This window comes from Streptomyces sp. JLBG701, from assembly GCF_058544905.1.
In genome coordinates this window covers 4549862-4568703 of the sequence record NZ_CM178588.1, presented here as the reverse complement: position 1 = coordinate 4568703, position 18842 = coordinate 4549862, and the positions used below count along the sequence as shown (strand labels likewise).

Annotated in this window: 12 protein-coding genes, 2 rRNA genes and 1 pseudogene; 12 read left to right on the top strand and 3 right to left on the bottom strand. The window is 66.8% G+C overall.

All coding sequences use genetic code 11. The annotated features are described in order from the left end of the window. Positions 1-7 precede the first annotated feature (7 nt). Positions 8-457: a metallopeptidase family protein gene (locus tag AC5DRG_RS20920; RefSeq protein WP_491813103.1), complete on the bottom strand. Its 450-nt coding sequence runs from the start codon at positions 455-457 to the stop codon at positions 8-10. Between the two features lie 341 nt (positions 458-798). Here AC5DRG_RS20920 and AC5DRG_RS20915 point away from each other — a divergent pair, with 341 nt between their 5' ends. From AC5DRG_RS20915 to AC5DRG_RS20905, 3 genes are all read left to right on the top strand, one after another. Beyond that, a complete protein-coding gene (locus AC5DRG_RS20915) occupies positions 799-1176 on the top strand; it encodes a DUF3499 domain-containing protein (protein ID WP_491812087.1) in 378 nt (125 codons plus the stop codon). Positions 1177-1335: 159 nt separating this feature from the next. After that, positions 1336-2952, top strand: coding sequence for an L-lactate permease (locus AC5DRG_RS20910; protein ID WP_491812086.1), 1617 nt, complete (start codon positions 1336-1338; stop codon positions 2950-2952). A 114-nt stretch (positions 2953-3066) separates the two neighbouring features. Next, a complete protein-coding gene (locus tag AC5DRG_RS20905; protein WP_491812085.1) occupies positions 3067-4431 on the top strand; it encodes a phosphomannomutase/phosphoglucomutase in 1365 nt (454 codons plus the stop codon). Between the two features lie 77 nt (positions 4432-4508). Here AC5DRG_RS20905 and AC5DRG_RS20900 read toward each other — a convergent pair. Then, positions 4509-4680, bottom strand: a pseudogene (locus AC5DRG_RS20900) (cobyrinate a,c-diamide synthase); the annotation flags it as partial. A 74-nt stretch (positions 4681-4754) separates the two neighbouring features. Here AC5DRG_RS20900 and AC5DRG_RS20895 point away from each other — a divergent pair. The 6 genes from AC5DRG_RS20895 to AC5DRG_RS20870 all read left to right on the top strand — a co-directional run bounded on the left by AC5DRG_RS20895 (position 4755) and on the right by AC5DRG_RS20870 (position 11088). Continuing rightward, complete coding sequence (locus tag AC5DRG_RS20895; RefSeq protein ID WP_007382472.1) at positions 4755-4925, top strand: Trm112 family protein; 171 nt, start codon at positions 4755-4757, stop codon at positions 4923-4925. A 29-nt stretch (positions 4926-4954) separates the two neighbouring features. Continuing rightward, positions 4955-6082: an SIS domain-containing protein gene (locus tag AC5DRG_RS20890; protein ID WP_491812084.1), complete on the top strand. Its 1128-nt coding sequence runs from the start codon at positions 4955-4957 to the stop codon at positions 6080-6082. 137 nt (positions 6083-6219) lie between these two features. Further along, complete coding sequence (gene manA, locus AC5DRG_RS20885; protein WP_491812083.1) at positions 6220-7371, top strand: mannose-6-phosphate isomerase, class I; 1152 nt, start codon at positions 6220-6222, stop codon at positions 7369-7371. 147 nt (positions 7372-7518) lie between these two features. Next, the gene (locus AC5DRG_RS20880) at positions 7519-8499 is read left to right on the top strand and encodes a cation diffusion facilitator family transporter (protein ID WP_491812082.1); all 981 of its coding nucleotides are present in this window, start codon (positions 7519-7521) and stop codon (positions 8497-8499) included. Positions 8500-8848: 349 nt separating this feature from the next. Continuing rightward, positions 8849-10306, top strand: coding sequence for an adenosylhomocysteinase (ahcY, locus tag AC5DRG_RS20875; RefSeq protein WP_491812081.1), 1458 nt, complete (start codon positions 8849-8851; stop codon positions 10304-10306). A 167-nt stretch (positions 10307-10473) separates the two neighbouring features. Continuing rightward, positions 10474-11088, top strand: a complete 615-nt coding sequence (locus tag AC5DRG_RS20870) for a hypothetical protein (protein WP_491812080.1) — start codon at positions 10474-10476, stop codon at positions 11086-11088. 14 nt (positions 11089-11102) lie between these two features. Here AC5DRG_RS20870 and AC5DRG_RS20865 read toward each other — a convergent pair whose 3' ends face one another. Further along, positions 11103-12089: an RDD family protein gene (locus AC5DRG_RS20865; RefSeq protein WP_491812079.1), complete on the bottom strand. Its 987-nt coding sequence runs from the start codon at positions 12087-12089 to the stop codon at positions 11103-11105. 130 nt (positions 12090-12219) lie between these two features. Between AC5DRG_RS20865 and AC5DRG_RS20860 the strand changes: the two genes are divergently transcribed. The 3 genes from AC5DRG_RS20860 (at position 12220) to AC5DRG_RS20850 (ending at position 18770) form a co-directional block, all read left to right on the top strand. Further along, positions 12220-13227, top strand: coding sequence for a stage II sporulation protein M (locus tag AC5DRG_RS20860; protein ID WP_491812078.1), 1008 nt, complete (start codon positions 12220-12222; stop codon positions 13225-13227). Positions 13228-13807: 580 nt separating this feature from the next. Then, positions 13808-15335: ribosomal RNA gene (locus AC5DRG_RS20855) — 16S ribosomal RNA — on the top strand. A gap of 314 nt (positions 15336-15649) precedes the next feature. Then, a 23S ribosomal RNA gene (locus tag AC5DRG_RS20850) occupies positions 15650-18770 on the top strand. The 16S and 23S rRNA genes sit together here, the layout of an rRNA operon. Positions 18771-18842 lie beyond the last annotated feature (72 nt).

Sequence of the window (18842 nt, the reverse complement as noted above, 5' to 3'; positions counted from 1 at the left end):
CCGCCGGTCAGTCCTCCCCGTACCGCGGATCCACCGTCTCCGGCGTCAGCCCCAGCAACTCGGCCACCTGCTCGACCACGACCTCGTGCACCAGCGCCGCCCGCTCGTCGCGCCCCTTCGTGCGGATCTCCACGGGCCGCCGATAGACCACCACGCGCGCGGGACGCCCCTCGCGGGCGGCGATCGTGCCGCCCAGCGGAACCGACTCGTCGTTCCACGCATCCCCGGACCCGCCCAGTCGCGGCACCTCGAGGATGAGGAAATCGATGTCGGCGAGCTGCGGCCAGCGGCGTTCGAGGCGCTCCACGGAGTCCTGCACCAGGTCCGCGAACGCCTCGGCGCGGCTCGCGGCGAGCGGCACCTGGGGTGGCGCGATCGGGCCGCGCATGCCCCGGCCGTGGCGATCGCGGCGGCGGGGCCCGGGGCCGGCGGCACGGGGCGGTACGGGGTTGTCCATCACTGGTGAAGCGTAGTCCCCGCCGAGTCCGGGTGCCCGACACCCGCGCGGCGTCCGGGACGACATCAGGGTCCGTAGGGCATGTCGCCGGATGACTATTCCAGCCAAGGTTGGGCTCGTTTCCGTGTCTCTCCGAGACCGTCGTTCTCAAGGCAATTGACGTGGTTTGTGCCGAGTGGTGACCGGAACCAGGATCGCTCCGCATGCCGGAAGGCGGTATCTGTGCAGGTCAGGGACGTGTGTCCGGAGGGGCGTGTGGGGCGTTTCACAACACGACACGGTGGAGTGACCCGGGGGAGAGTCGTCGCGGCCCGCTCAAGAGTGCGGTACCGTCCAACGTCGTGAGCCCTGTACGTCGCTGTTCGCGCACCGCTTGCGGCCGTCCCGCCGTCGCGACGCTGACGTACGTCTACGCCGACTCGACCGCGGTCCTCGGCCCGCTCGCCACCTACGCCGAACCCCACTGCTACGACCTGTGCGCCGAGCACTCAGAGCGCCTCACCGCCCCCCGGGGCTGGGAGGTCGTCCGACTGCTCGACTCCTCGGCCCCCGCGCGCCCCAGCGGCGACGACCTGGAAGCGCTCGCCAACGCGGTGCGCGAGGCGGCCCGACCGCAGCAGCGGACGGCGGAGGCCGGCGGGAGCGGGGCGCGTGCCGCGGACCCGATGGAGGTCGCGCGCCGCGGTCACCTGCGAGTGCTGCGCTCGCCGGACAACTGACCCGGGACGGGGCCCAGTCGGCTCGCCTCTCCATCCAATCTCCACCGCTTCCGTTTCGCTGAGTGACGCACGCCCATTGACTTGGAGTTGTCGCGGACACGACCATGCCGTCACCCGTGTGAATTCACTTTCCGCATAGCGGAATCCGGGGAGGCGCCCGTGTACGTCCAGGAACTGGAACCCGTCGCCAACTCGCTGGGCCTGTCCGCCCTCGTGGCAGCCCTGCCCCTCGTCATCGTCCTGGTCCTGCTCGGCGGCGTCCGTCTGAAAGCGCATCTGGCGGGCCTGACCGGCCTGTTGGCGGCCGCGCTGGTCGCCTGGCTCGCCTACGGCATGCCGCTGGACCAGACGATCTCCAGCGCCGCCCAGGGGGCCGTCTTCGGCCTCTTCCCCATCCTGTGGATCGTCGTCAACGCCCTGTGGGTGTACCGGATGACCGTCCGCACCCGGCACTTCGACATCCTGCGCCGCTCGTTCGGGCGGCTGTCCGACGACCCGCGCATCCATGCGCTCGTGGTCGCCTTCTGCTTCGGCGCCCTGCTGGAGGCCCTCGCGGGCTTCGGCGCGCCGGTCGCGATCTGCTCGGTCATGCTCGTCGCGCTCGGCTTCGATCCGGTGCGCGCGGCCGTCGTCGCGCTGGTCGCCAACACCGCGCCCGTGGCCTTCGGCGCGATGGGCACGCCCGTGGTGACGCTCGCCCAAGTCACCGGCCTGCCCCTGGACTCGGTGGCGTCCGTGGTGGGGCGCCAGACGCCGCTGCTGGCCCTGGTCGTGCCCCTTGTCCTGGTCTTCCTGGTGGACGGGCGGCGAGGGCTGCGCGAAACCTGGGTGCCCGCCCTCGCCTGCGGAACGGCCTTCGCCGTCGGCCAGTTCGTCGCCTCCAACTACGTCTCCGCACAACTCGCCGACATCGGCGCCGCCTTGCTGGGCGCGGGCGCCCTCGTCGCCGTACCGCAGGCGCGCAGGCCCGCCGCCGAACCCGTACGCGTGGCCGTGCTGACCGGCGTGCGGAGCGAGGACCTCGACGAGGAGGACCCGCGGCCCGAAGTCCTGCGCGCCTACGCCCCGTACGCGCTGATCGTCGTCATCTTCTCCATCGCCCAGATCCCGGCGATCAAGGACTGGCTGGCCAAGGCGACACGGACGTACGACTGGCCCTTCCTGAACGTCGCGAACCCGGACGGGAAACCGGTCGGCGGCAACATCTACACCTGGCCGATCGTCTCCACGGGAGGCACGCTCGTGCTGCTCGCCGGCCTGTGCACAGCGGTCGTGCTCGGCGTGCACGCGCGCGTGGCGGTCAAGGAATGGGCGGCCACCGTGCACGAGTTGCGGTTCGCGATCCTGACCGTGACGTCCGTGCTGGCGCTCGCCTACGTCATGAACCTCTCCGGACAGGCGGCCACCATCGGCCACTTCGTGGCGGCGGCGGGTGCGGGACTCGCCTTCCTGTCACCCGTTCTCGGGTGGTTCGGCGTCGCGGTGTCGGGGTCGGACACCTCGGCGAACGCGCTCTTCGGAGCCCTCCAGGTGACCGCGGCCCGCGAGTCGGGGCTGTCGCCCGAACTCCTCGCCGCCGCCAACAGTTCGGGCGGCGTCCTCGGCAAGATGATCTCCCCGCAGAACCTCACCATCGCGTGCGCGGCCGTGGGACTCGCAGGTCGTGAGGGGGACCTGCTGCGCAAGGTGCTGCCCTGGAGCATCGGACTGCTGCTGGTGATGTGTCTGATCGTGGTCGGACAGAGTTCACCGGTGCTGGGCTGGATGCTGCCCTGATCTGTTGCCCTGACCTGAGGTTACGGCTGGGAGTCCACTGGGCTCCCACACAGCCGATTGTCAGCCGGTGCGGGTAGTTTGGGGTGACCGATAGGACTTTCAGGAGGGTTGGCCGTGACCGCTGATCTGTCGCAGCTCGTGAAGGCGTATGACGTACGCGGGGTGGTCCCGGACCAGTGGGACGAGTCGATGGCCGAGCTCTTCGGAGCCGCCTTCGTCCAGGTGGCCGGGGCGAGCGCGATCGTGATCGGGCATGACATGCGCCCCTCGTCACCGGGGCTCTCGGGTGCTTTCGCGCGCGGGGCGGCGGCGCAGGGGGCCGACGTGACCGAGATCGGCCTGTGCTCGACCGACCAGCTGTACTACGCGTCGGGCGCGTTCGACCTGCCCGGCGCGATGTTCACGGCCTCGCACAACCCGGCCCAGTACAACGGCATCAAGATGTGCCGGGCGGGCGCGGCCCCCGTCGGCCAGGACACGGGCCTCGCGGACATCCGCGCGCTGGTGGAGGGCTGGCTGGACTCGGGCGCCCCGCAGCCGGTCGGGACGCCGGGAACGATCACGCAGCGTGACACGTTGGAGGATTACGCGGCGCACCTCCGCTCCCTCGTCGACCTGACCTCGATCCGCCCCCTGAAGGTCGTGGTCGACGCCGGCAACGGCATGGGCGGCCACACGGTCCCCACGGTCTTCGCCAGCCTGCCCCTGACCCTCGTCCCGATGTACTTCGAACTGGACGGCACCTTCCCCAACCACGAGGCCAACCCCCTCGACCCGGCCAACATCGTCGACCTCCAGAAGCGGGTCCGCGAGGAGGGCGCCGACCTCGGCATCGCCTTCGACGGCGACGCCGACCGCTGCTTCGTGGTCGACGAGCACGGCGACCCGGTCTCCCCGTCGGCGATCACCGCCCTGGTCGCCTCGCGCGAACTGGCCAGGCACGGTGGCAAGGGCGTGGTCATCCACAACCTGATCACCTCCTGGACCGTCCCCGAGGTAGTCAAGGAGAACGGCGGCACCCCGGTCCGCACCCGCGTGGGCCACTCCTTCATCAAGGCCGAGATGGCGGCCTCCGGCGCGATCTTCGGCGGCGAGCACTCCGCGCACTACTACTTCAAGGACTTCTGGAACGCCGACACGGGCATGCTGGCAGCTCTACACGTCCTGGCGGCCCTGGGAGGCCAGGAGGGCCCCCTCTCCGCGCTGGTGGCCCAGTACGACCGCTACGCAGGCTCGGGCGAGATCAACTCCACGGTCGACGACCAGACGGCCCGCCTGGCCGCGATCAAATCGGCGTACGAGTCCCGCGAGGGCATCACCCTGGACGAACTGGACGGCCTCACCGTCTCCGCCCCCGACTGGTGGTTCAACGTCCGCCCATCCAACACGGAGCCCCTCCTCCGCCTGAACGCAGAGGCCCGCGACGAGGCAACGATGACCAAGGTGAGGGACGAGGTACTGGAGATCATCAGGGGCTGACACGTAGAGGAGCACGCCTGGACGCCGGCCGGGTTCATCGGACCTGTCCGGCGTCACTGCTAGATGCCGGGCGGTGTTCTCAGCCCGTCTGGGGGTCCCCCCTCTGGGGGAGTTTGAGGACGAGGCCCGTTCAGGGCCGAAAGGGGGGTCTGGGGGCGCAGCCCCCAGGGATGGGACGGGTAGGGGCGGCGGGGGCGAAAGACCGCGACGCTCACCCCAACCCCGGCCGGCCCAACCCCCGCACCCAACCCCCACCGGCGGTAACCTGACCAGGCACATCCGCACACGCACACACAGACGAACCCGCCCCGAAGGGACACCCCATGCCGCTCGAAGCCGGCCTCCTGGAGATCCTCGCCTGCCCGGCCTGCCACGCCCCCCTCAAGGAGCAGGACACCGAGCTGATCTGCACAGGCCAGGACTGCGGCCTGGCATACCCCGTCCGAGACGGCATCCCCGTCCTCCTCGTCGACGAGGCCCGCCGCCCCGCGTAACGACGACACGCGATCGGAGGCTGCCGCCCATGCTCGACGAATCGCTGCTAGACGCCCCCGAGGCACTCTCGGAGGCCGACCGCCGAGGCCTGCTCCGCGGCGCCGCAGAGGCCGGCGCCCGCGTCCGCACGGCCGCCCGCCACGCCGCCGAGGCCGGCGTCAACGACCTCAAGCCCGACGGCCGCCCCCGCGGCATCCTGATCGCGGGCCCCGGCGCGGCCGCGGCCTGCGCAGCCGACCTCCTCGGCACCCTGGCAGGCGCCGCCTGCCCGGTGACCAGGCTCGCCCCGACGGGCGTAGCCCCCGCCGCAGGCGCCCTGCGCTGGGAACTCCCCGGCTGGGTCGGCTCCGTGGACCTGCTCCTCATCGCCACCCCCGACGGTTCGGAACCGGGCCTGTCCCTGCTCGCCGAGCAGGCCTACCGCCGCGGCTGCACAGTCGTAGCCGTAGCCCCCGCCCGCAGCCCGATCACGGAGGCGGTAGACGGCGCGCACGGCCTGTTCGTCCCGATGGCGACGGCCCCCTACGAGCAGGACGAACCCCTCACCGCCTCGGCTCCCGGCGTCCTGTGGGCGCTGCTCACCCCACTGCTCGCACTCCTCGACCGCACCGGCCTGCTCACCGCCCCGCCGGACGCCCTGGAGAAGATCGCCGACCGCCTCGACGGCATCGCCGAACGCTGCGGCCCGGCCATCGCGACCTACAGCAACCCCGCCAAGACCCTCGCCGCCGAGCTCTTCGAGGCGCTCCCGGTGGTCTGGACGGAGGGCACGTCGGCGGGTCCCGCGGGCCGCCGTTTCGCCGCCGCGCTCGCCGAACTCGCCGGCCGCCCCGCGCTCGTCGCCGAACTGCCGGAGGCGCTCGCCGCGCACAACGCCCTGCTCGCGGGCCCGTTCGCGGAAGGCAGCGACCCGGACGACTTCTTCCGCGACCGCGTGGAGGAGGCACCCACCCTGCACGCACGCGTGGTGCTACTCCGCGACCGTCCGATCGGCGGTCTCACCGCCGCCCCGTCCGCCCGTGACCTGGCCCTCAGCCACGACACGCCGATCAGCGAACTGGAGCCGGAGCCCGGCGGCGAACTGGAGACCCTCGCGGAACTGATCGCCATCACGGATTTCGCCGCCGTTTACCTGGCGCTCGCTTCGGGGGCCTGATCCTGGCGTCGACGCCCTGACCGCCGTACGAGGGACGAACCGACAGTCGTACCCACGGCGAACCGGCGTCGTACGCAGAGACAACGGCCGCGACACCGGCTGAGACGACGGCTGAAAGAACCGGCAGAGAGAAGCGCATGGACCGCCTCGACAACACCATCCGCCCCTACGCCTGGGGTTCCACCACCGCCATCCCGAAGCTGCTCGGCGTCGAGCCGAGCGGCGAACCGCAGGCGGAGATGTGGATGGGCGCCCACCCGGGCGCACCCTCGCGCACGGAGCGCGGCACCCTCGTCGAGGTGATCGACGCGGCCCCGGAGCGCGAACTCGGCCCCAGGACCGTCGCCAAGTTCGGCCCGCGCCTGCCCTTCCTCCTCAAGATCCTTGCCGCCGGCGCCCCGCTCTCCCTCCAGGTGCACCCCAACCTGGCGCAGGCCAAGGAGGGCTACGAGGACGAGGAGCGCCGCGGTATCCCGGTCGACGCCGGCCACCGCAACTACAAGGACGCCAACCACAAGCCCGAACTGATCTGCGCCCTCACCGAGTTCGACGGCCTGTGCGGCTTCCGCGACCCGATCCAGGCCGCCGACCTGGTCGACGGCCTGGGTGTCGACTCCCTCAAGCCGTACGTCGACCTCCTGCACGCCCACCCGGAGGAGGCGGCCCTGCGCGAGGTCCTCACCGCCGTACTCAGCGCGGACCGCGAGGAGATGGCCCACACGGTCGCCGCGGCCACCACCGCCTGTACCCGCCTCGGCGGCGACTACGCCCCCTATGCCGACCTCGCCCACCACTACCCGGGCGACCCGGGCGTCATCGCGGCGATGCTCCTCAACCACGTCCGCCTCCAGCCCGGCGAGGCCCTGTTCCTCGGCGCGGGCATCCCGCACGCCTACCTCAACGGCCTCGGCGTCGAGATCATGGCCAACTCCGACAACGTCCTGCGCTGCGGCCTGACCCCCAAGCACGTCGACGTCCCCGAACTCCTGCGCATCGTCCGCTTCGAGGCGGCCGACCCCGGAGTCCTGCGCCCGGAGGCATCCCCGGACGGCGAGGAGGTCTACGAGACCCCCATCGACGAGTTCCGCCTCTCCCGCTACGTCCTCCCCGAGGGAGCCGTCGCCCACGACCTCGCCCTGGAGACCCCGCAGATCCTGCTCTGCACGGCGGGTTCGGTGAGGGCGGGGGAGGAACAGCTGACCCCCGGTCAGTCCGTCTTCGTCCCGGCGGGCGAAAAGGTCGAAGTATCCGGTACCGGCACGATCTTCCGTGCCACGGTGGTCGCCTGAGGCAGGCGGTACGGGTGGCCTGACGCGTCGCTGTCGGACCGGGCTGCAACAATGGCCCACTGGCAAAGGACGGGCAAAGGCCGGGAGGGCGTACGAGGGTGTACGACCGGGGCCCGGGAACGGCGTACGAAGGGACAACGCGAACACATGAGCGCGTCAGGCGGCACCAAGGCGATCGTGGCGGCACTCGGCGCCAACCTCGCGATCGCGGTAGCGAAGTTCGTGGCGTTCCTCTTCAGTGGTTCGTCGTCGATGCTCGCCGAGTCCGTGCACTCGCTCGCGGACTCCGGCAACCAGTTCCTGCTGCTGCTCGGCGGCAAGAAGGCTCAGCGCGAAGCGACCCCGCAACACCCCTTCGGCTACGGCCGCGAGCGCTACATCTACGCCTTCCTCGTCTCCATCGTGCTCTTCTCCGTCGGCGGCATGTTCGCGGTCTACGAGGGCTACGAGAAGATCAAGCACCCGCACGAGATCGAGCACTGGTACTGGCCGGTCGGCGTCCTGGTCTTCGCGATCATCGCGGAGTCGTTCTCCTTCCGGACCGCCATCAAGGAGTCCAACCCGCTGCGCGGCGACCTTTCCTGGAAGGAGTTCGTCCGCCGCGCCAAGGCCCCCGAGCTCCCAGTCGTCCTCCTGGAGGACTTCGGCGCGCTCGTCGGCCTGGTCCTCGCCCTCGGCGGCGTCGGCCTGGCCCTGATCACCGGCGACGGCGTCTGGGACGGCATCGGCACCCTCTGCATCGGCATCCTGCTCATCGTCATCGCGATCGTCCTGGCCGCCGAGACCAAGTCCCTCCTGCTGGGCGAGGCCGCCGGCATCGACGAGGTCAAGAAGATCGAGACCGCCGTCGTCGACGGCGACACCGTCACCGGCATCATCCACATGCGCACGCTCCACCTCGGCCCCGAGGAACTCCTCATCGCCGCCAAGATCGCCGTCCAGCACGACGACACGGCCGCCGAGGTCGCCTCCGCCATCAACGCCGCCGAGGCCCGCATCCGCGAAGCCGTCCCGATCGCCCGAGTCATCTACCTCGAACCGGACATCTACAGCGAGGCGGAAGCCGCCAAGGGCCCGGACCGCGAGGCCACCCCGGGCGGCCCGGCCCAGCACCCCGCCGAACACTGATTTCCCAGTCCTACGCCCCTGGGGCCCGCCGAGTTCCGGCGGGCCCTGCCCGTTGCGGCACCGGCCGGACAGGGGCGTCGACCACCCGATCCGGCCGATGCCCCGCACGATGTGTCTGGAGGCGGACTGGGGACGGCTGGGCCGTCCGGTGTAGCTTGGGACGGAGCCAGACGTCGCTGCTGATGGCGGTCGGGCGGTCCCACCGCGGACCGACCGAGGGAGAGAGGGCCTCCGACGAACTGCGCTGCGCGCACCGGGCATGCCTGTGCCCTCTTCGGGCACCCCCGTGTCCGCCGCCGCGCAGACCAGCCCTACCCACCTCGACCCATACTCCGAGGAGCAGCCCGTAATGACGACTGTCGAAAACCGACAGGACTTCAAGGTCGCCGATCTCTCCCTGGCCGAGTTCGGCCGCAAGGAGATCACCCTCGCCGAGCACGAGATGCCCGGCCTGATGTCGATCCGCAAGGAGTTCGCCGCCACCCAGCCGCTGGCCGGCGCCCGAATCATGGGCTCGCTGCACATGACCGTGCAGACCGCCGTCCTGATCGAGACCCTGGTCGCGCTGGGCGCCGAGGTCCGCTGGGTGTCCTGCAACATCTTCTCCACCCAGGACCACGCGGCCGCCGCCATCGCCGTCGGCCCGAACGGCACGCCCGAGAACCCGCAGGGCATCCCGGTCTTCGCCTGGAAGGGCGAGACCCTGGAGGAGTACTGGTGGTGCACGGAGCAGGCGCTGACCTGGCCGAACACCCCCTCCGGCGGCCCGAACATGATCCTGGACGACGGCGGCGACGCCACCATGCTCGTCCACAAGGGCGTCGAGTACGAGAAGGCCGGCAAGGTCCCCTCTGCCGACACCGCCGAGTCCGACGAGCACCGCGTCGTCCTCGAACTGCTCGACCGCACCATCACCGAGGGCTCGCAGAAGTGGACCCAGCTCGCCTCGGAGATCCGCGGCGTGACCGAGGAGACCACGACCGGCGTCCACCGCCTGTACGAGATGCAGCGCGACGGCTCCCTCCTGTTCCCGGCGATCAACGTCAACGACGCCGTCACCAAGTCGAAGTTCGACAACAAGTACGGCTGCCGCCACTCCCTGATCGACGGCATCAACCGCGCCACCGACGTCCTCATCGGCGGCAAGACCGCGGTCGTCTTCGGCTACGGCGACGTGGGCAAGGGCTGCGCGGAGTCCCTGCGCGGACAGGGCGCCCGCGTCATCGTCACCGAGATCGACCCGATCTGCGCGCTCCAGGCGGCGATGGACGGCTACCAGGTCGCGACTCTTGACGACGTCGTCGACAAGGCCGACATCTTCATCACCACGACCGGCAACAAGGACATCATCATGGCCTCGGACATGGCCAAGATGAAGCACCAGGCGATCGTGGGCAACATCGGCCACTTCGACAACGAGATCGACATGGCCGGCCTCGCGAAGATCCCGGGCATCGTCAAGGACGAGGTCAAGCCGCAGGTCCACACCTGGAAGTTCCCCGACGGCAAGGTCCTCATCGTGCTGTCTGAGGGCCGCCTGCTGAACCTGGGCAACGCCACCGGTCACCCGTCGTTCGTGATGTCCAACTCCTTCGCGGACCAGACCCTGGCCCAGATCGAGCTGTTCACCAAGCCCGACGAGTACCCGACCGACGTCTACGTGCTCCCCAAGCACCTCGACGAGAAGGTCGCCCGCCTCCACCTGGACGCCCTCGGCGTGAAGCTGACGACGCTCCGCCCGGAGCAGGCCGCGTACATCGGCGTCGAGGTCGAGGGCCCGTACAAGCCGGACCACTACCGCTACTGAGCCGGCACCCCAGCGTGTGGTGAGCGCCGCCCGTGCACTGACGGCGCTCACCGACAACTGACACGCGGCCCAGCAGCAGACCGGATCCTCCGGGGCAGGCCCCCGCACCCCCGTGCCGGGGGCCTGCCTCTTTGGCCCGGATCAGCCCGTCAAGACCCAGGACCCCCATGCCCCGCGGCCGTTATTCGCTCCACGATCCGCACGATCACACCCCCCTCGCAGACGAGCACTTCCACTGCGCCCCCGGCCCATCCGGCTGGCGCTACGTCTCCCAGCTGACCACCCCCGCAGGCGACCACAGCGGCTCCGTCGACCTCACCCTCGACGACCTCGGCCGCCCCATCCGTCTCGAACTCCACGCGGCGAGCTGGCAGGTGCGCGGCGCCGCCCTCGAAGGCGTCACCTGGGTCCGCACCGACCCCACCGGCACTCATGCCACCGAAGGCAATGTCCGCGCCCACGCCTTCACCGGCACATCCCCCGCGTTCCTCATCGCCACCACCCGTCTCCTGCGCCTCACCCCCTCCGCCTCGGCAACCCGCGTACGCCTCGTCGCTTTCACAGACCCGGTCCTCGCTCCGCGCACCGTGGACCAGTCCTGGGCCTTGCTGAAAAGAGAAGCACACGCCACTGACAACGGCCCTCTGACCGTGGAGGAATACCAGGTCACAGCCCTGGACACGGGCGAACAGCACACCGTGCACATCGCCGGCGACGTGGTGCTCGCGGCACCCGGAATCGAGCTGGAAGACCTCGAGTCACCGCCGTCCGTCTTCGCCTGAGGACCCGAGCGGGACTACGCAGGCGGCGCGAACCCGGTGGAGGGGCGGTCGGCTACCGGCGCCGCGTCCCCGAAACCACCGTCCGGGGACGGCGAAGGAGCAGAGGGAAGCGGAGCAGGAGAGGTGCCGGACGACTGGGGAGCCTGAGCACCCGGATGAGACGCTGCCGTCGGGTAAGGAGCAGGGTTGCCGTGGGCGCCAGGCACCCCGGCGGGCGGCCAGACACCGACAGCCGGTCCACTCCCCGCGCCCCCGTCCCCATAGGCCCGCCGCACCTCCCGAGCCTGCCGCTCCTGCACCACGGCCGCCAGATACGCGGCCGCCGGAACGCCTTGCGGCGCCGGAGCCCCCGTACGAGCCGCGAGATCGGCGGCGAGCTGCTCGGCCATGGCCCATGCGACCTGCGGATCCAGCTGATGCATGCGCGTCAGGTACTGCCGGATGGCAAGCCACAAGTCGTCCGGCACCGCCGACAGATCAAGTCCCGAGAACCGCCCGGCCAGCCAGTGCGGCGGCGGAGGAACGAAACCGGTCCGAGAAGCGGGCACCCGTTCCCGTACGACGAGAGTCCCCGCGAAGACGTCCCCGAGCCGCCGTCCTCGCGCCGAAACGAGCGAGGCGATACAGGCGATGACCCCGAACGTCATCAGAATCTCGACGACACCGATGGCACCCCGCACCAGCGCGTGCCGGAACCGGATCGGCCCACCGTCGTCCCGCACCACCCGCAACCCGCACGCCATCTTCCCGAGCGAGCGCCCATGGCTGAGGGTCTCGACCGCGATGGGTCCGCCCACCAGGACGAGAAGGAAAGCCGCGATCGACAGCGCGACCTGCGCCGCCTCGTCAAGCGACGCCGTGGAAGCGACCAGGACGATCGACACCACGATGTAGACGACCATGGCCACGGCGAGATCCAGCAACACGGCCAACGCTCTACTGGGCAGCTTCGCCGGGCGCAGTTCCAGCGCCACCGCCTCGCCCGTCACCAGCTCACTCACGTCCGCCGCCCTTCCCCTGACCTGCCCCGAGAACGGCCAGTCTGCCAAGCTGTGGCCACATCGCGCCCCAGTACGACAAGCTGACACCAACGACGAGCCCCTGACGAGCAGCCGAGGAGCAGGCAAACCGATGGACCTCGACGTCTTCGTCTCCGCCCACCGGGCAGAGTGGGACCGCCTGGACGCCTTGCTCCGCCGCCAGCGCCGCCTCACCGGAGCCGAGAGCGACGAACTCGTCGTCCTCTACCAACGCACCGCCACCCATCTCTCCCTGATCCAGTCCAGCGCCCCGGACCCCCAGCTGACCGGCCGACTCAGCCAGCTCGTGGCACGCGCGCGTAGCGCCGTGACGGGGACCCGCCGCGCTTCCTGGCGCGATGTCACACGCTTCCTCGCGTACGGCTTCCCCGCAGCCGTCTACCGATCGCGCCACTGGTGGGTACCGACCGCACTCCTGTCCACCGCGGTCGCGGTCCTCCTGGGCTGGTGGATAGGTAGCCACCCCGAAGTGCAGTCCTCCATCGCGGCCCCCGACGAACTCCGCGCACTCACCCGCCCGGGCGGCGAGTACGAGACGTACTACTCCAGCCACCCCGCGGCCTCCTTCGCGGCCCAGGTCTGGACGAACAACGCCCAAGCCGCCGCGATGTGCCTCGTCCTGGGAATCTTCCTGGGCCTCCCCGTCATCTGGATCCTCTTCCAGAACATGCTCAACCTCGGCGTCGGATTCGGCCTGATGTCCTCAGCAGGCCGCCTCGACACCTTCCTCGGCCTCGTCCTGCCGCACGGCCTTCTCGAACTGACCGCGGTCTTCGTGGCCGCCGGCACCGGACTACGCCTCGGCTGGACCCTCATCGACCCAGGCCCACGTTCCCGCCGCACGGCCCTCGCAGAGGAGGGCCGTGCAGCCGTGGGCATGGCGATAGGCCTCGCCCTGGTCCTCTTCGTCTCCGGCGCCATAGAAGGCTTCGTGACCCCGTCGGGCCTCCCCACCTGGGCCCGCATCGGCATAGGCATCGCTGCAGAGGTCGCCTTCCTGGCGTACGTCTATGTCCTGGGCGGTCGTGCGTCCCGCACGGGCGAGACGGGGGACGTCGAGGCGGCCGAGCGCAGCGCCAGTGTTCCGACGGCCGCCTGATGTGCGTCCACCGCCGTTGAGCTGCTAGTCTCCTCTTCGCCCACAAGAGCCGTTGACACGGAGCGCGTGGGGAGGTAGATTCGAACAGTTGCCTAGAACTGGACTCGTCCGGTCGCAACGGTTAGCATCTGCTGGCTCCCCAGGAACTTGGATTCCTGAGAAGCCCCTCCCGATTACTCAGAAATGAGCGGCCGGTCAGACCGGCCGAAAGCTTCTGATAAAGTCGGACTCGCCGAAAGAGAGCCGGAAGGCAATCGAATAGGCAAAGGCCCATCCAGCGGCCACCGGAAATGAATTCCGACCGGAAACGGAACGGAAAACGGATCTGGTAAGGTTGGAAACACAGAAGGGAAGCGCCCGGAGGAAAGCCCGAGAGGGTGAGTACAAAGGAAGCGTCCGTTCCTTGAGAACTCAACAGCGTGCCAAAAATCAACGCCAGATATGTTGATACCCCGTCCATCGGATTCTTCCGGTGGCGAGGTTCCTTTGAAGAAAACACAGCGAGGACGCTGTGAACGGCCGGGCTTATTCCGTCTGGCTGTTCCGCTCTCGTGTGTGTGCACCGGATGACCGGTAAACATTCACGGAGAGTTTGATCCTGGCTCAGGACGAACGCTGGCGGCGTGCTTAACACATGCAAGTCGAACGATGAACCGCTTCGGTGGGGATTAGTGGCGAACGGGTGAGTAACACGTGGGCAATCTGCCCTGCACTCTGGGACAAGCCCTGGAAACGGGGTCTAATACCGGATAACACCGTCTCGGGCATCTGGGATGGTTGAAAGCTCCGGCGGTGCAGGATGAGCCCGCGGCCTATCAGCTTGTTGGTGAGGTAGTGGCTCACCAAGGCGACGACGGGTAGCCGGCCTGAGAGGGCGACCGGCCACACTGGGACTGAGACACGGCCCAGACTCCTACGGGAGGCAGCAGTGGGGAATATTGCACAATGGGCGAAAGCCTGATGCAGCGACGCCGCGTGAGGGATGACGGCCTTCGGGTTGTAAACCTCTTTCAGCAGGGAAGAAGCGCAAGTGACGGTACCTGCAGAAGAAGCGCCGGCTAACTACGTGCCAGCAGCCGCGGTAATACGTAGGGCGCAAGCGTTGTCCGGAATTATTGGGCGTAAAGAGCTCGTAGGCGGTCTGTCGCGTCGGATGTGAAAGCCCGGGGCTTAACCCCGGGTCTGCATTCGATACGGGCAGACTAGAGTGTGGTAGGGGAGATCGGAATTCCTGGTGTAGCGGTGAAATGCGCAGATATCAGGAGGAACACCGGTGGCGAAGGCGGATCTCTGGGCCATTACTGACGCTGAGGAGCGAAAGCGTGGGGAGCGAACAGGATTAGATACCCTGGTAGTCCACGCCGTAAACGGTGGGAACTAGGTGTTGGCGACATTCCACGTCGTCGGTGCCGCAGCTAACGCATTAAGTTCCCCGCCTGGGGAGTACGGCCGCAAGGCTAAAACTCAAAGGAATTGACGGGGGCCCGCACAAGCAGCGGAGCATGTGGCTTAATTCGACGCAACGCGAAGAACCTTACCAAGGCTTGACATACACCGGAAAGCATCAGAGATGGTGCCCCCCTTGTGGTCGGTGTACAGGTGGTGCATGGCTGTCGTCAGCTCGTGTCGTGAGATGTTGGGTTAAGTCCCGCAACGAGCGCAACCCTTGTTCTGTGTTGCCAGCATGCCCTTCGGGGTGATGGGGACTCACAGGAGACCGCCGGGGTCAACTCGGAGGAAGGTGGGGACGACGTCAAGTCATCATGCCCCTTATGTCTTGGGCTGCACACGTGCTACAATGGCAGGTACAATGAGCTGCGATGCCGTGAGGCGGAGCGAATCTCAAAAAGCCTGTCTCAGTTCGGATTGAGGTCTGCAACTCGACCCCATGAAGTCGGAGTTGCTAGTAATCGCAGATCAGCATTGCTGCGGTGAATACGTTCCCGGGCCTTGTACACACCGCCCGTCACGTCACGAAAGTCGGTAACACCCGAAGCCGGTGGCCCAACCCCCTTGCGGGGAGGGAGCTGTCGAAGGTGGGACTGGCGATTGGGACGAAGTCGTAACAAGGTAGCCGTACCGGAAGGTGCGGCTGGATCACCTCCTTTCTAAGGAGCACTTCTCACCGACTCCGGTTGGTCAGAGGCCAGTACATCGGCGTACGTCCGATGCTGGTTGCTCATGGGTGGAACGTTGATTATTCGGCCGGGTTCACGGGTCGGAGGCTGCAAGTACTGCCCTCGCAAGAGGGCGTGGAAAGCATGATCTCCGGGCGGGACCGGGCCGGGCACGCTGTTGGGTGTCTGAGGGCACGGCCGTCTGGTCGTCCTTCGGTGCCGGCCCCAGTGAACTCGCCGAGTAGGGCGGGGTGATGGGTGGTTGGTCGTTGTTTGAGAACTGCACAGTGGACGCGAGCATCTGTGGCCAAGTTTTTAAGGGCGCACGGTGGATGCCTTGGCACCAGGAACCGATGAAGGACGTGGGAGGCCACGATAGTCCCCGGGGAGTCGTCAACCAGGCTTTGATCCGGGGGTTTCCGAATGGGGAAACCCGGCAGTCGTCATGGGCTGTCACCCATACCTGAACACATAGGGTATGTGGAGGGAACGCGGGGAAGTGAAACATCTCAGTACCCGCAGGAAGAGAAAACAACCGTGATTCCGGGAGTAGTGGCGAGCGAAACCGGATGAGGCCAAACCGTATACGTGTGAGACCCGGCAGGGGTTGCGTGTGCGGGGTTGTGGGATCTCTCTTTCACAGTCTGCCGGCTGTGAGACGAGTCAGAAACCGTTGATGTAGGCGAAGGACATGCGAAAGGTCCGGCGTAGAGGGTAAGACCCCCGTAGTCGAAACGTCAGCGGCTCGTTTGAGAGACACCCAAGTAGCACGGGGCCCGAGAAATCCCGTGTGAATCTGGCGGGACCACCCGTTAAGCCTAAATATTCCCTGGTGACCGATAGCGGATAGTACCGTGAGGGAATGGTGAAAAGTACCGCGGGAGCGGAGTGAAATAGTACCTGAAACCGTGTGCCTACAAGCCGTGGGAGCGTCGGGATGGAGCTTGCTCCATCCTCGTGACTGCGTGCCTTTTGAAGAATGAGCCTGCGAGTTTGCGGTGTGTTGCGAGGTTAACCCGTGTGGGGAAGCCGTAGCGAAAGCGAGTCCGAACAGGGCGGTACAGTAGCGCGCTCAAGACCCGAAGCGGAGTGATCTAGCCATGGGCAGGTTGAAGCGGAGGTAAGACTTCGTGGAGGACCGAACCCACCAGGGTTGAAAACCTGGGGGATGACCTGTGGTTAGGGGTGAAAGGCCAATCAAACTCCGTGATAGCTGGTTCTCCCCGAAATGCATTTAGGTGCAGCGTCGTGTGTTTCTTGCCGGAGGTAGAGCACTGGATAGGCGATGGGCCCTACCGGGTTACTGACCTTAGCCAAACTCCGAATGCCGGTAAGTGAGAGCGCGGCAGTGAGACTGTGGGGGATAAGCTCCATGGTCGAGAGGGAAACAGCCCAGAGCATCGACTAAGGCCCCTAAGCGTACGCTAAGTGGGAAAGGATGTGGAGTCGCAGAGACAACCAGGAGGTTGGCTTAGAAGCAGCCACCCTTGAAAGAGTGCGTAATAGCTCACTGGTCTAGTGATTCCGCGCCGACAATGTAGCGGGGCTCAAGCGTACCGCCGAAGTCGTGTCATTCCAGCATGAGGGCCAACGCCCGCTGGGATGGGTAGGGGAGCGTCGTGTGCCGGGTGAAGCCGCAGCGGAAGCTAGTGGTGGACGGTTCACGAGTGAGAATGCAGGCATGAGTAGCGATACACACGTGGGAAACGTGTGCGCCGATTGACTAAGGGTTCCTGGGTCAAGCTGATCTGCCCAGGGTAAGTCGGGACCTAAGGCGAGGCCGACAGGCGTAGTCGATGGATAACCGGTTGATATTCCGGTACCCGCTGTGAAGCGTCAAACATTGAACCAGGCGATGCTAAGTCCGTGAAGCCGCCCCGGAGCCTTCGGGCAAGGGGGAGTGGTGGAGCCGACGGACCAGACCTGCAGTAGGTGAGTGATGGGGTGACGCAGGAAGGTAGTCCAGCCCGGGCGGTGGTTGTCCCGGGGTAAGGGTGTAGGACGTCAGGTAGGTAAATCCGCCTGGCACATAGTCTGAGACCTGATGCCGAGCCGATTGTGGTGAAGTGGATGATCCTATGCTGTCGAGAAAAGCCTCTAGCGAGTTTCATGGCGGCCCGTACCCTAAACCGACTCAGGTGGTCAGGTAGAGAATACCGAGGCGTTCGGGTGAACTATGGTTAAGGAACTCGGCAAAATGCCCCCGTAACTTCGGGAGAAGGGGGGCCATCACTGGTGAGGGGACTTGCTCTCCGAGCTGGGGGTGGCCGCAGAGACCAGCGAGAAGCGACTGTTTACTAAAAACACAGGTCCGTGCGAAGCCGTAAGGCGATGTATACGGACTGACGCCTGCCCGGTGCTGGAACGTTAAGGGGACCGGTTAGTCAAGATTCGTCTTGGCGAAGCTGAGAACTTAAGCGCCAGTAAACGGCGGTGGTAACTATAACCATCCTAAGGTAGCGAAATTCCTTGTCGGGTAAGTTCCGACCTGCACGAATGGCGTAACGACTTCTCGACTGTCTCAACCATAGGCCCGGTGAAATTGCACTACGAGTAAAGATGCTCGTTTCGCGCAGCAGGACGGAAAGACCCCGGGACCTTTACTACAGTTTGATATTGGTGTTCGGTTCGGCTTGTGTAGGATAGCTGGGAGACTTTGAGCTCTGGACGCCAGTTCAGGGGGAGTCGTCGTTGAAATACCAGTCTGGTCGTGCTGGATGTCTAACCTGGGTCCGTGATCCGGATCAGGGACAGTGTCTGATGGGTAGTTTAACTGGGGCGGTTGCCTCCTAAAGAGTAACGGAGGCGCCCAAAGGTTCCCTCAGCCTGGTTGGCAATCAGGTGTTGAGTGTAAGTGCACAAGGGAGCTTGACTGTGAGACCGACGGGTCGAGCAGGGACGAAAGTCGGGACTAGTGATCCGGCGGTGGCTTGTGGAAGCGCCGTCGCTCAACGGATAAAAGGTACCCCGGGGATAACAGGCTGATCTTCCCCAAGAGTCCATATCGACGGGATGGTTTGGCACCTCGATGTCGGCTCGTCGCATCCTGGGGCTGGAGTCGGTCCCAAGGGTTGGGCTGTTCGCCCATTAAAGCGGTACGCGAGCTGGGTTTAGAACGTCGTGAGACAGTTCGGTCCCTATCCGCTGCGCGCGCAGGAATATTGAGAAGGGCTGTCCCTAGTACGAGAGGACCGGGACGGACGAACCTCTGGTGTGCCAGTTGTTCTGCCAAGGGCATGGCTGGTTGGCTACGTTCGGGAGGGATAACCGCTGAAAGCATCTAAGCGGGAAGCCTGCTTCGAGATGAGTATTCCCACCCCCATGAGGGGTTAAGGCTCCCAGTAGACGACTGGGTTGATAGGCCAGATCTGGAAGCCCGGTAACGGGTGGAGGTGACTGGTACTAATAGGCCGAGGGCTTGTCCTCAGTTGCTCGCGTCCACTGTGTTGGTTCTGAAACCACGAACAACCCCGTTGTCACGGTCACGGCAGCGGTGCG

What these genes read in the sequence shown, in the direction of transcription:
- AC5DRG_RS20895 (WP_007382472.1), top strand. Translation starts at nt 4,755, where the DNA reads ATGCCGCTCGAAGCCGGCCTCCTGGAGATCCTCGCCTGCCCGGCCTGC.
- AC5DRG_RS20870 (WP_491812080.1), top strand. Translation starts at nt 10,474, where the DNA reads ATGCCCCGCGGCCGTTATTCGCTCCACGATCCGCACGATCACACCCCC.
- ahcY (WP_491812081.1), top strand. Translation starts at nt 8,849, where the DNA reads ATGACGACTGTCGAAAACCGACAGGACTTCAAGGTCGCCGATCTCTCC.
- AC5DRG_RS20890 (WP_491812084.1), top strand. Translation starts at nt 4,955, where the DNA reads ATGCTCGACGAATCGCTGCTAGACGCCCCCGAGGCACTCTCGGAGGCC.
- manA (WP_491812083.1), top strand. Translation starts at nt 6,220, where the DNA reads ATGGACCGCCTCGACAACACCATCCGCCCCTACGCCTGGGGTTCCACC.
- AC5DRG_RS20920 (WP_491813103.1), bottom strand. Translation starts at nt 457, where the DNA reads ATGGACAACCCCGTACCGCCCCGTGCCGCCGGCCCCGGGCCCCGCCGC.
- AC5DRG_RS20860 (WP_491812078.1), top strand. Translation starts at nt 12,220, where the DNA reads ATGGACCTCGACGTCTTCGTCTCCGCCCACCGGGCAGAGTGGGACCGC.
- AC5DRG_RS20880 (WP_491812082.1), top strand. Translation starts at nt 7,519, where the DNA reads ATGAGCGCGTCAGGCGGCACCAAGGCGATCGTGGCGGCACTCGGCGCC.